This is a genomic window from Streptomyces sp. SS1-1 (genome assembly GCF_008973465.1).
Lineage (GTDB): Bacteria > Actinomycetota > Actinomycetes > Streptomycetales > Streptomycetaceae > Streptomyces.
In genome coordinates this window covers 187,309-199,786 of sequence record NZ_WBXN01000001.1, presented here as the reverse complement: position 1 = coordinate 199,786, position 12,478 = coordinate 187,309, and the positions used below count along the sequence as shown (strand labels likewise).

The 12,478-nt window shown below is 70.7% G+C and carries 9 protein-coding genes and 3 pseudogenes; 6 read left to right on the top strand and 6 right to left on the bottom strand.

The window, feature by feature from the left end; translation table 11 throughout:
• Window positions 1-230 precede the first annotated feature (230 nt).
• Together F8R89_RS00960 and F8R89_RS00955 are read right to left on the bottom strand one after the other, a co-directional pair.
• Window positions 231-1,537 (bottom strand): annotated as a pseudogene (locus tag F8R89_RS00960) (PP2C family protein-serine/threonine phosphatase).
• 252 nt (window positions 1,538-1,789) lie between these two features.
• A complete protein-coding gene (locus F8R89_RS00955) occupies window positions 1,790-2,101 on the bottom strand; it encodes a hypothetical protein (protein WP_151782132.1) in 312 nt (103 codons plus the stop codon).
• A 95-nt stretch (window positions 2,102-2,196) separates the two neighbouring features.
• Here F8R89_RS00955 and F8R89_RS00950 point away from each other — a divergent pair.
• Both F8R89_RS00950 and F8R89_RS00945 read left to right on the top strand, forming a co-directional pair.
• A pseudogene (locus tag F8R89_RS00950) lies at window positions 2,197-3,108 on the top strand (SDR family NAD(P)-dependent oxidoreductase); the annotation flags it as partial.
• An 84-nt stretch (window positions 3,109-3,192) separates the two neighbouring features.
• Window positions 3,193-3,849: a TetR/AcrR family transcriptional regulator gene (locus tag F8R89_RS00945; RefSeq protein WP_151782151.1), complete on the top strand. Its 657-nt coding sequence runs from the start codon at window positions 3,193-3,195 to the stop codon at window positions 3,847-3,849.
• Window positions 3,850-3,920: 71 nt separating this feature from the next.
• Here F8R89_RS00945 and F8R89_RS00940 read toward each other — a convergent pair.
• Together F8R89_RS00940 and F8R89_RS00935 are read right to left on the bottom strand one after the other, a co-directional pair.
• A pseudogene (locus tag F8R89_RS00940) lies at window positions 3,921-5,095 on the bottom strand (PP2C family protein-serine/threonine phosphatase).
• Entirely contained in the window at window positions 5,092-6,669 is a 1,578-nt protein-coding gene (locus tag F8R89_RS00935) for a sensor histidine kinase (RefSeq protein WP_151782131.1), read from the bottom strand. Before F8R89_RS00935 ends, F8R89_RS00940 begins: the two are co-directional and overlap by 4 nt.
• Window positions 6,670-6,794: 125 nt before the next feature.
• Between F8R89_RS00935 and F8R89_RS00930 the strand changes: the two genes are divergently transcribed.
• From F8R89_RS00930 to F8R89_RS00915, 4 genes are all read left to right on the top strand, one after another.
• Complete coding sequence (locus F8R89_RS00930; RefSeq protein WP_225994267.1) at window positions 6,795-7,157, top strand: hypothetical protein; 363 nt, start codon at window positions 6,795-6,797, stop codon at window positions 7,155-7,157.
• Between the two features lie 3 nt (window positions 7,158-7,160).
• Window positions 7,161-7,595: a response regulator gene (locus tag F8R89_RS00925; RefSeq protein WP_151782130.1), complete on the top strand. Its 435-nt coding sequence runs from the start codon at window positions 7,161-7,163 to the stop codon at window positions 7,593-7,595.
• A gap of 209 nt (window positions 7,596-7,804) precedes the next feature.
• Complete coding sequence (locus F8R89_RS00920) at window positions 7,805-8,389, top strand: sigma-70 family RNA polymerase sigma factor (protein WP_086866565.1); 585 nt, start codon at window positions 7,805-7,807, stop codon at window positions 8,387-8,389.
• Window positions 8,386-9,135, top strand: coding sequence for an anti-sigma factor domain-containing protein (locus F8R89_RS00915; protein ID WP_151782129.1), 750 nt, complete (start codon window positions 8,386-8,388; stop codon window positions 9,133-9,135). The genes F8R89_RS00920 and F8R89_RS00915 overlap by 4 nt, the downstream gene beginning before the upstream one ends.
• A gap of 253 nt (window positions 9,136-9,388) precedes the next feature.
• Here F8R89_RS00915 and F8R89_RS00910 read toward each other — a convergent pair whose 3' ends face one another.
• Both F8R89_RS00910 and F8R89_RS00905 read right to left on the bottom strand, forming a co-directional pair.
• A complete protein-coding gene (locus F8R89_RS00910; protein WP_151782128.1) occupies window positions 9,389-10,039 on the bottom strand; it encodes a fasciclin domain-containing protein in 651 nt (216 codons plus the stop codon).
• Between the two features lie 101 nt (window positions 10,040-10,140).
• Entirely contained in the window at window positions 10,141-11,772 is a 1,632-nt protein-coding gene (locus F8R89_RS00905) for a sulfite oxidase (RefSeq protein ID WP_151782127.1), read from the bottom strand.
• Window positions 11,773-12,478: the final 706 nt, after the last annotated feature.

The window sequence follows — 12,478 nt, the reverse complement described above, 5'->3', positions numbered from 1 at the left end:
GCTGCCACAGATCTCGCTCGGTTACGCGCCACTGGCGCTGGCATCCGCCTTGTTCACCGTCCTGGGCGCACGCGATTCGCACGCGCCAGCCGGGGCCGGGCACGGGACGCTCGCGAACACCGAGAATTCTGGGAGCCGTCCGATGGGCCGACGCGGTGCTGACCACCAGTGACCGGGACGAGGTGACTGCCCGTCAGTCAGGTGCCGGGAGGCCTTCGTGCCCTGCCTGCTCACACCGGCGGCTGTGGGGGAGTGGTGCTGACCGGAATGCGCAGGGCGAGGATGGCCATGTCGTCCTGGCCGTCGCTCGGGTGATGATCGGCCAGGACCTGCACGAGTTCGTGCAGTGGCCGGGAGGCGTGGGTGGCGGCGAGGTCGGCGAGCGCGGTGAGGCCCACGTCGATGGAATGGGCGGGATGCTCGATGAGTCCGTCGGTGAAGAAGAGGAGGATCGATCCCGCGGGCAGGGAGCGCGTGTGGTCGGGGCGGTGCTCGCCGGTGCTCACCCGAGCGGCAGGCCGGGCTCGGCGTGCAGGTACTCCGTGCTCAGGTCAGGGCTGATCAGCAGGGGCGGGAAGTGCCCGGCGGTGCTCCAGCGCAGGACCCATCCGTCGGTGCCGGCTTCGACGCGGGCCAGGCACGCGGTGGTGACCGGCACGTCCGCGGTGGCGTGCAGGGTGCGGTCCAGCTGGGCGAGGATCGCGCTGGGCGGCGTAAGGCGGTCGTACAGCAGCGCCCGGAGCATGCTGTGGGTCTGCGCCATGGCGGCTGCCGCGTACAGGTCATGGCCGCCGACGTCACCGATCATGATGCCGACCGTGCCGTCGGGCAGCACCATGGCGTCGTACCAGTCCCCGCCGAGCCGGTTGGGCTCGGCGGCCGGCCGGTAGACGGTGGCGGCGGTGAAGGGGCTCAGATCGGGCAGCGTGGGCAGCAGCAGACGCTGGAAGGCCTCCGCGCTGTCACGGACCTGCCCGAACAGGCGGGCGTTCTCGATCGCGATACCGGCGGCGCCGGCGAGGGCGACCACCACGTCCTCGTCATCAGGGCCGAAAGGGCGGCCGTCGAGACGTTCGGACAGGTAGAGGTCGCCGTAGATTTCGCCGCGGACACTGATCGCCACCCCCAGCAGCGTGCGCATGGGCGGATGACCGGGCGGGAAGCCGGCGGAGGAGGGATGGGAGGGGATGTCGTCGACACGGAGTGGTTCGGGATTGTGGATCAGATGGCCGAGCACACCACGACCATGGGGGAACGCCACCCCGCCCAGATCGGCGCGTTCCTTCTCACTCAGCCCCGCCGTGATGAAGGCCTTGAGGTACTCGCCGGACTCGTGCAGGACACCCAGGGCGCCGTAGCGGGCGCCGACCAGATCCATGGCCGTGGTGACGATGCGCTGCAACACGGCCGAGAGATCCAGTTCCCCGCTGATCGCCAGTACGGCGCCCAGCAGGCCCTGCAGCCGGTCCTTGGCATCGGCCAGAGCCCGCAACTGCGCACCGATCTCGTCCAGCTCCGAATCCAGCTGCAGCCGCAGGTCAGGAACCCTCGGCTGGCCGGTCTGCCCGGGCTGGTCCTGGTCACTCAACGCGCGTGCCTCTGGATCTTGTGATGTGCAGTCGGGTCCACCTGCGCCGAGCCGCCTACGGAAGGGAGGCGACCACCGCGCAGGATTGCCCCATTTCACACTTTCGCAAACGGGTCCTGTGCTTGGCCGGCAAGTGCGGTGCCAGGCGCTGCGTCGGCCGGCGGCACCTGTGCAGCACCGCTTGCTTCCGTGTGGTCATCTCTACGCGGTCTGCGTGATCCAGGTCGCTGTCGGCGCGCGGATCTGCTCGATCTTCTTCCGGTACTCGGCAGTCACGCCAATGCATGGCGGGGAAGAGTTCGTCGGCCAGTCGGAGCATGTGAAGGGGCTGCGGGCCCAACCGGTGACGGTGAGGGCGTGACGGGCGATGCGGCAGGCCTGGCGCTGCTGGTCGAGCAGGTGGAGACCGGCGGCGTATATGGAGCCGAAGTGCTCGAAGTCCCACGTGAGGTGGGTGACCGTGCGTGGCAGCTCGCTCGAGGCGGCAGCGAGGAATACAGACTGTCTGAACACGCTGTATGGTTGATAGGGAAGATGACGTCGGACCGTCGAGTGCAGACCCGCCCCCCGGCACCGTGACGACGGCCCCCACTAGGCAGGACACAGCTATGACGCCCATAACCACTCCCTTCGGGATGCGCGCGACCGCGGCCGAGGTGCTCGACGGAGTCGACCTGCGCGGGCGACGGATGATCGTCACCGGTGGGTCCTCCGGGCTCGGCCTCGAGACGGTCCGCGCGCTCGCCGGGGCCGGCGCCGAGGTGACGATCGCCACCCGGAACCCCGACGCGGCCAGGTCTCTCGTCGACGAGTTCCCCGGCACCCGGGCGGCCGCGCTCGAGCTCGGGGACCTGGATTCCGTCCGTGCCTTCTGCGAATCCTGGGAAGGGCCGCTCGACGGCCTCGTCGCGAACGCCGGCGTGATGATGCTCCCGACCCGCCAGGTCAGCGCCCAGGGCTGGGAGTTGCAACTCGCCACGAACTACCTCGGTCACTTCGCCCTGGCCGTCGGCCTGCACTCCGCCCTGAGGAGCGCGGAGAACGCCCGCGTCGTCGTGGTCAGCTCCGGCGCACAGCTGCGAGCCGGGTTCGACTTCGACGACCCGCAGTTCGAGGAGCGTCCCTACGACCCGTTCGTCGCCTACGCGCAGTCGAAGACCGCCGACGTGCTGCTGGCCGTCGGGATCAGCCGGCGGTGGGCCGGGGACGGCATCACCGCCAACGCCTGCGCTCCCGGCTGGATCCACACCAACCTCGCCCGTCACCTCGACGAGGCCACCCTGCGAGCGCTCGGCGCGCTGGACGAGGACGGCAACCTCGTCACCCCGGACTACTACAAGACCCCGGCGCAGGGCGCCGCCACGAGCACCCTGCTGGCCGCGTCCCCCCTCCTCGACGGCGTGACCGGCCGGTACTTCGAGGACAACCAGGAATCCGAGGTCGTCGACGGCGGGCCCGACGTGATGGCCGGTGTGGCGAAGTGGTCGGTGGACGCCGACGCAGCCGACCGGCTGTGGGATACGCTCTGCCCGTGGTGCGCTGAACCCGCACTCCGCCGCACCCCGCGGAGCGCACACGCCCGAGGACGTACGAGAGAGATCTTGATGAGACCCGTCACACGACGCCAGGCCGACCACCACGCGGCACGCTCGGCCGCGACGGTGGCCCAGGTCATGTCCACCCTGCAGCGGCTCCTGGAGTCCGGCGAAGCCTTCTCCGAGATCAGCGTCCAGCGGATCCTGGAGGAGGCGGGCGTCTCCCGGGCCACGTTCTACGCGCACTTCCAGAGCAAGTCCGACGTACTGGTCAGGCTCACCGACGACCTGCGGGAGTCACTGCTCACGCACGCACAACAGTGGAATCCCGCCGCCGGGCCGGAGGCGCTCGCGCACTTCTTCGAAGACGTGATCAAGACGCACCGCCTCCATCAGAGCCTGATCACGGCGGTGCGCGAGGCCGCCGCCTACGACCCGACGGTGCACGACTTCTACACGGCCGACCTCGAGGGCTTCGAGGTGAACGCCCTGCGGTCCCTGCTCGCTGACCAGGCGGCCGGGCTCGCCCCGCCCGACCTCGACGCGGCCTCCGCCAGCCGCATCATCGTCTGGGGAGGCGCGCAGGCGATCGCCCACCACATCAGCGTCGACGATGGCAGCGGTGACGGCGCCTTCGCCCGCGAACTCGCCCGGATCTGGTGGCACGGCGCCTACCGACGCCCCGGAACCGACGGCGCCGCTGAGGCGGACGTGGCGGCCGACTAGCCGAGGACCGCCGTCCTCGCTCCCCGGCACCGGGTGGTGCCGCCGACGGGGGAGCGGCCCGTGGGCCGGCCTTATGCGAGATCCCAGTCCAGGCGGAGGATGGCGAGATCGTCCGTGTGCCGGTTGGCGTTGAGGGCGCGGGTCTCGACGATGAGCGCGTCGAGGTGGGCGCCGGGGTCCGCGGCGTGGAGCGTGTCGAGGATGCCGAGCAGGCCGTCGACTCCGAGCCGGGTGCCGGTGATGCCGGCGAAGCCTTCGATGAGGCCGTCCGTGTAGGCGAGCAGAGCTCCGCGCGGAGGGAGGGGGAAGGTCGTCGACGGCCACTTGCCCAGGCCGGGTGCGACACCGAGGGCGACTCCGTGGGCGGCGGTCACCTCACGGGCGCCGGCGCTGGTCAGCAGCAGCGGTTCATGGTGGCCGGCCAGGTGCAGGGTGCACGTGGCGGCGGTGGGGTCCAGGGTGATGAGGGTGCAGGTGGCGAACAGGTCCTGGCCGGTGCGCTCGGCGACATGTATGCGTTCCAGCAGATGAAGCAGATGCTGGTCGCGATGGCCGCCCAGGGTCAGCGCGCGCCAGGCGATGCGCAGGCACACTCCGAGGGCCGCGGCGTCCGGGCCGTGGCCGCTGACGTCGCCGATGATGGCGTGGACCTGGCCGTCGTCGGTCTGGACGACGTCCAGGAAGTCGCCTCCGAGCAGGGCCTGTGCCCGCCCGGGTAGTAGCGGCTGGCGGTGCTGACGGTGGCGGAGGTGAGCAGGGGCTCGGGCAGCAGTCCGCGCTCCAGACGCGCGTTCTCCTCGGCGCGGAGCTGCCCGATCTGGAGGGCGGCGCTGGCCCGCTCGACATGCTTTCGCTGGACGGCGTAGCGCACCGCGCGCTGCATCAGGTCCGGCGCGACCTTGCCCTTGACGAGGTAGTCCTGGGCGCCCGCGGCGAGGGCCTCGACCCCGGCCCGGGGCTCGGCCAGGCCGGTCAGCACGATGATGGCGGCGGTGTGGGTCTCCGGCTGGAGCGCCTGGACGGTCTCCACGCCGGAGGCGTCGGGCAGGTGCAGGTCCAGCAGGACGCAGTCGACCGGCGTGCCGGCGAGCGTCACCCGGGCTTCGGCGGCCGAACGGCAGCGGATCAGGCTGTGTGGCAGATCGGTGTCGTAGAGGAGCTCCTCGACGAGAAGGGCGTCCCCGTCGTCGTCCTCCACGAGCAGGATGGTGTACTGCTCGGTACCGCCCGCGCTGTGGTCGCTCACGGCTGTGTCTCCCGCTCCGGCACGGTCGGAGCGTTCGTGGGGACGGGCAGGGTGAAGACGACCCGTGTCCCCGGCTGGTGGTCCGGGTCGATGGTGATCGTCCCGTCGTGGAACTCCACGATCTTCTTGCACATGGCCAGGCCGATGCCGGTGCCGGGATAGGCGTCCTTGGTGTGCAGCCGCTGGAAGAGGATGAAGACCTTCTGCTGGAACTCCGGCGCGATTCCGATGCCGTTGTCACTGACGGCGAACTCCCATACGCCGTCGACGACGGCGGCGCTGATGTGGATGCGCGGTGTCCGTTCGGGACTACGGAACTTGATGGCGTTCGAGAGCAGGTTCTGCCAGAGCATGGTGAGCTGGGTGGTGTCCCCGGCGATGGTGGGCAGCGGGTCGCTGGTGATCTCGGCGTCGCTCTCCTCGATGGCCACGCTGAGGTTGCCCAGGGCGTTGTCTAGCACGCTCTGCAGGTCCACGGTGCGGCGGTCGTTGTGCACACGGCCGACACGGGAGAACGCCAGCAGATCGTTGATGAGGACCTGCATGCGGTTGGCGCCGTCGACGGCGAAGTCGATGTACTGGTCGGCTCGTTCGTCCAGCTGGCCCCCGTAGCGCCGCTTCAGGAGCTGGGTGAAGCTGGACACCTTGCGCAGGGGTTCCTGCAGGTCGTGGGAGGCTACGTAGGCGAACTGCTCCAGCTCGGTGTTCGATCGCTTGAGGTCCGCCGCCTGTTCGTCCAGCAGCCTGCGGGACTCCTCGCTGGATGTGAGTTCCGCGACCAGGCGCCGACGCATCAGCTCCACGTCGGCCGACAGCCGGCGCAGGTCGGCCGGGCCCGCGCCGTCCAGGGAGCGGTCGAAGCGTCCTTGTGCGACGTCACGGGCCGACGCACCGAGCCGGGCGAGCGGAGCGGTGATGCCGCGGCGCAGGCCCTCGAAGATGAGCACGGTGACCAGGACGATGACGACGGCGATGCCGGTGAACATCCAGTTCCGTACGGTCATGGCCGTGCGCAGCTCGCGGCTGACCTCGGTGCGCCGGTCCTGGAGGTGGGCCTGCTGGCGCGTCATGGCGGTGCGCAGCCGGTCGAAGGTGGCCTTGCCCTCCGCCGTGCGCTTCTCGGCCGCCTCGACCACGTCGTTCGGAGCCGCTGTCGACACGGGGCGGGCTATGCGCTCATGCCAGGTACCGGCCAGCGCCTGCACCTCGGCCAGATCCTTGAGGCCCCCGTCGTCGCCTGCCAGCAGGGGTTTGAGCTCCGCGAGGGCGGAGCGCTCGTCCGCCACGCCTTGTCGGTAGGGTGCCAGGAAGTCCTTGCTGCCGGACAGTCCGTAGCCGCGGATACCGGTCTCCTGGTTGACCAGTGCTTCCTCCAGCCTGATCGAGGCGATCAGGGCAGGGGTGCGGCGATCGACCACCTCGTCGGTCAGTTGTGATGTGCGCCACATCGCCCAAACGCCCAGTGCCCCCAGAACGGTCAACACGGACAGGGTGACCGAGACGCCGACCCGCAGCCAGCGGCGGGTGGTCCAGGCGGACAGGGCACCCTCGGCGGGCGACGACCTTCTGCTCATCGCGGTTCGAATCTCTCCCTCAAGTAACGACTCGCGCCACGACATCTACACGCGACACGCACACTGTACCGGTGACATGACAACGGACGTTGTCCCGGGGGAGATCAAAGCCCTACGCTGCTGTCATGCCCAGATCTTCTTCCACCGCGGCCCCATCGGACGGGGCGACGACCGCGCTGGTGGCAAAGGTGGTCGACGAACTCACCCGCTGCATGGCGCAGCACAGCGGCGACCTCTCGGCCGACTTCGCCCGGACCGCCGGTGAGGCCCGCCAGGGCGCACTGGCGCGCCTGCGGGTCCTGGCCGGCGTCAAGGAATGCGTCCGGCACCTGGAGGACCAGGCAGCCCACGCCGCAGCCGCGCACGGCGCCGGCTACCCGGAGATCGGTCAGGCCGTGAACATGAGCCGGCAAGGAGCCCGGCGCCGCTGGCCGGGCCTGATCACCAGCAACACACCCCATCGCACCCCCCTACCCCGGAGCTCGTGAACCATGGCTGCCGCCGCCGCAACCCGCCCCTACGACGTGCTGTTGGTCGAGGACGACGCCGCCGACGCCCTGCTCATCCAGGACGCCCTCACCGAACGCGGAACCCGCAACATCACCCAGGTCTCCGACGGCATCGCGGCCCTGGAATTCCTGCGCGACCAGGGCAACGAGCGTCCCGATCTCATCGTGCTCGACCTCAACATGCCGCGGATGAACGGCCGCGAGTTCCTCGCGGTGGTGAAGGAGGACCCCGAACTGCGCACCATCCCCGTCGTGGTCCTGACCACCTCGGCCGCCCCTGACGACGTCACCGGCGCCTATCGCCACCACGCCAACGCCTACGTCACCAAGCCCGTCAACCTCGACGAGTTCGAAGCGGCGGTCCGCAGCATCGACTCCTTCTACCTCGACATCGCCGTGAAGCCCCCCAAGGCGTAACCGGCCGCGCGCCACCCGTTCGTGAGCCTCGGCCTGCTCGCGAACGGGTGCGTCAGCCGTGTGCATCCGCACCGGCCGCCCACGGGGTCGCGGCGAGCGCAGGACGCCCGGATCGCGCCGCCTTCGCACCCACGGGACCAATCCCCGGCTCGAGCAGCCTCGGATTACGTGGGGCCGTTCGGCCCTCACCGCCCCCTGGGAGAGCCATGGTGAAGGAACCCGTATACATCGGCAGCAATCCGACAGTTCAGCCCGATCTGCAACAGCTCGTCCACGAAGTGGCGCTGGGTGATCAGGAGGCCTTCGCCACGGTCTACGACGCCGTGGCCGGCTCCGTGCTCGGTGTCGCGCGAGCCGTGCTGCGCGATCAGGCCCAGTCGGAAGAGGTGGCGCAGGAGGTGCTGGTGGAGGTGTGGCGCACGGCCCCGCGTTACCGGCCCGAGCGGGGCACGGCCATCAACTGGATCCTCACCCTCGCCCACCGGCGGGCCGTGGACCGCGTCCGCTCGGTGGAGGCAGCGGCGGCTCGCGACACCAAGGCCGCGCTCCTCGCGCATCAGCCGGCCTACGACGAGGTGACCGAGCAGGTCGAGAACCGGCTGGAGCAAGAGCAGGTGAGGCGCTGTCTGCGCACCCTGACAGAGTTGCAACGCCAGTCGGTCACGCTCGCCTACTACCGCGGCCTGACCTATCGCGAGGTCGCCGAAGTGCTGTCCCTGCCGCTCGGCACGGTGAAGACCCGCCTGCGGGACGGGCTCATCCGCCTGCGCGACTGCCTGGGGGTGACCGCATGACCACCGCCGATCCGCACACGCTGACCGGCGCCTACGCCGTGCACGCGCTGCACGACGAGGAACGCGCCGCCTTCGAGAGCCATCTGGACGGGTGCGACGCCTGCCGGCAGGAGGTCGCCGAGTTCACCGCCACCACCGGACGCCTGGCCCGGACCACCACGGTGCGCACGCGCCCCGCCATGCGGGAGCAGGTCCTGCAACGCATCACCGGCGTGCGACAGGTCTCGCCCGAGACCGCGCCGCCGGAGCCCGCGGGCGGCGGCGTCCGGCGAGGACGGGGACCGGCCTGGTGGGCGCTCGCCGCCAGTGTGGCCGCTGCCGCCACCTTCGGCGGGGCGGCCGTGTGGCAGCACGAACGCGCCGAGGACGCTCAGCACCAGGCCGCACAGGCCGAGCGGCGCGCGGACGACCTGGCGGGAGTGCTGGCCGCGCCCGACGCCACGTCGCGTTCGGCGCGGGTGGGGGGCGGCGCGGGCACGCTGGTGGTCTCGGTCCGCCGGGACCGTGCCGTGTTCGTCAGCTCGGACATGCCCGCACCTCCGCGAGGCAAGGTGTACCAACTGTGGTTCTCGGACGGCGGGAAGATGCGTTCGGCCGGCCTGATGGATCCCGACCGCAGCAGCCAGACGGTCCTCATGCAGGGCGCGGTCCACGGGGCCTCGGAAGTCGGGATCACCGTGGAGCCGGCCGGTGGATCGAAGCAGCCGACGTCCGTGCCGGTCGCCCTGCTCGCTCTGCCGACGTGAGAGCGCCGCGTGGGAAGCCCGGCGACGCTGCGGGCTTCCCACGCGAACCGTCCGCGTTGTCGCGGTGCGGCGCAGTGGGCACACGGCCGGTGCCGGAGACCCGGGGGGCGTCGGCCGCGAGCGCGGAAGTGGCGTGGGGCACCCGCCCGGTCCCGTCCGGCGGGCGTCGGCGGATGCCCCGGTGGACGACGCGCCGCCCGGCCTGCCCGGTCAGTGGCACCGGGCAGGCCGGGCGGCGCGGCTCGCGGTGGCGTCAGCTCTTGGGCATGAGAACGGTGTCGATGATGTAGACCGTGGCATTGGCGGTCGTGACGTTCCCGCAGACGACCTTGGCGGATCCCTGGACGGTGTAGGACTCGCCCGAACCGGAGGTCATGACCTTCGACTTCTCCAGGGTGTCGAAGGAGCCGTTCTCCATGTCCTTCGGCGTGAGCTTCTGACCGACGACGTGATAGGTGAGGATCTTCGTCAGCATCGCCTTGTCGTTGAGGACCTTGTCGAGGGTGGCCTCAGGGATCTTCCCGAAGGCGTCGTTCGTCGGCGCGAACACGGTGATGCCCTGCGCGTTGTTGAGGGTGTCGACCAGGCCGGCCTTCTTCACCGCCGTCACGAGGGTGGACAGAGCGGGGTTGTGGGAGGCCGCCGTGGCGACGGGGTCCTTGGCCATGCCGTCGAAGGAGCCCGCCCCGTTCTTCGGGACCGCCGAACAGGCCGGACCGAACGGCTGGTCCATGGTGCTCGCCGTCGAGCCGCTCGACGCGTCGCTGTTCCTCGTGGCCGAAGCCTTCGCGCGGTCGGAGGAGTCGGCCTTGTCGCTGCTGCCGTCGGAGCAGGCGGCGAGAGCCAGGGGCAGCACGGCGGCCGCGGCGAGAAGACCGGTGGCACGGCGGATACGGGTGTTCATCATGTCCTCCTGTTGGACGGTGCAGCATGACAAGGCTGCGCTGGTGGTGGTGTGGACAGTGGTTCGAAAGAGGGCTCGCGGGCCCTGCGCGGGGCGGGCGGTCACTCCACGGTCACGACGACCGAGTGCCGGCCGCTCGCGCCGTCGGGGATCGTCCGGGTGCGCTCGGTGGTCTGCACGGCGCCGGTCCGGTCGGTGGCGCGTACGGTGAGTGTGTGGCCGCCTCTGGTGGCCTTCCAGGGCAGGGACCACTGGCGCCAGGTGTCGCGCGTGTCCTGGGCGGCCAGGTCGGCTTCCCGCCAGGGACCGTCGTCGACGCGGACCTCGACCCTGCCGATGCCACGCCCCTGGGCCCAGGCGACGCCGGCGATCATCACGGTGCCGGACGCGGGCCGGGCGAAGGGCTTGGGGGTGTCGATCCGCGACCCGGTCTTGACCGGGGCACGGCGGGCCCAGCCGCGCCGGACCCAGTAGGGGTCATAGGAGTCGAAGGTGGTGAGCTCGATGTCCTTGATCCACTTGCAGGCCGAGACGAAGCCGTACAGGCCGGGGACGACCATCCGGACCGGGAAGCCGTGTGCGAAGGGCAGCGGCTCGCCGTTCATGCCGAGGGCGAGCATGGCGTCCCGGCCGTCCATGACGTCCTCGACCGGAGTGCCGATCGTCATGCCGTCCACCGACCGGGACACCAACTGGTCCGCCGGCCCTCCCCGGGACGGAGGCTCTACCCCGCATTCGGCGAGGAGGTCGGCCAGTCGTACGCCGGTCCAGCGCGCGTTGCCCACATACGGGCCACCGACCTCGTTGGAGACGCAGGTGAGGGTGATGTCCCGCTCGATGAGGTCCCTGGCCAGCAGATCGTCGAAGGAGAAGCGGGCCGGGCGGCGTACGCCCCTGCCGTGGATACGCAACCGCCAGTCGCCGGTGTCCACTCGGGGCACCACCAGCGCGGTGTCCACCCGGTAGAAGGCCGAGTTGGAGGTGACGAAGGGACTGATGCCACGGACTCGCAGCCCGGTTCTCCCCGCGGCGGATCGCGCCGGTGATCCGGGAGTCGGCAGCACGACCGCGTCGCGCGAGGCGATGGCGTCCCGGCCGCGCGAGGAGTTCAGGGACCGCCCGATCGCCCCCACGGCAGTGGAGACCGCCGCCGCGGAAACGGCCCCGAGGACGAACCCCCGCCGGTCCCAGCCCGCGGACGGCGGCGGACTCGCCTCGGCTGCCGTCACCGCCGACGGTCGTGTGGTCGCTGACGACCGCGCCACCATGGTCAGGCGGCCCGCCAGCGCGTAAAGGAGCAGGGATCCGGCCGCAGCTCCCCCCACGGACGGGAGTGCGTCCGGGAGACCGGTGGAGTCGGGACGACCGACGGCGGCCGCCGCGCCGACGCCTCCGAGGAGGAGGATCCCGGCGGCCGAGACGCGACGAAAACGCACCGCCAGCGCACCCGAGGTCAGCGCCAGCGCCGTCAGGACGGCGAGGATGCCGACCTGCAGCACGAACTTGTCGTCCGTGCCGAATCGACGGACCGCCCAGTCCTTGACCGCAGCCGGCGTGGCGTCGATGGACGCGCTGCCCACCGCGACGATCGGGCCGGCCTGCGGCCGCGCCAGCCCTGCCAGCAGATCGGCCACCGCCAGCGCGGCGAAGCCGGCCAGCACGCCGCTGAGCGCACCCAGCGCAATACGGGGCCAAGGGGTTCGTACCCGCTGATCCTTCTCGTCGTCCCTCACGCCGGGAATCCGGTTCCGTTCGCCCCGCGGATTGGTCCCAGACCTGATCAGGTGAAAAAGAATCCAGGACCAATCAGCCCGGCGTTCCGCTACGGATTACCCGAAGGCGTCAGGAGAGGAGCGAGCGGCCCGTGGGCCTCAGCCGGAGCATCCGAGGTGCCTCCGTCTGCTCTCGCTCGATGCCTGCGGGCTCGGTGATCAGGGGACCGAGCGGCACCTGGCCCGTCTCGAGGAGAGCTGGGAGCAGGTCGTCCCGGATCCGTGCGATGCCGTCGTCTCGCCCCGAGGGGGAGGACCACACGGTGGCCGCGACGAACCGTTCGGGCGACGGTGCGCCGATCGGGGGTCCTTGCCACGGCGGAGACGGCGAGGCGGGCGTCCGCCGAGGAAGGGGTGAAGAAGAAGGGACGTCGTCCGAGTCGATCACGGCGTCGTTCGCCCGGAGGCGGTGCCTGGCCCGAAACAAGGCGTAGTGCGGCAAACGCCCTCCGGCGGGCCCGGCGAGTCGACCGGGTTCCGGCAGGGCGATCCACTGATCACCGAGGCGCTCCGGCCCGTCGCTCTCTCCGTGAGCCGGCGCCTGGGGCTGGTACGGTCTCCGGGGCCGCTTCGCCGAGACTGTGCTGATTCACGGCGGTTTCCTTGAGTCAACCGGGACAGATAGTTGGCTCAAAATGTTCATTTGCCACGCCGTATCTGGCCCCGA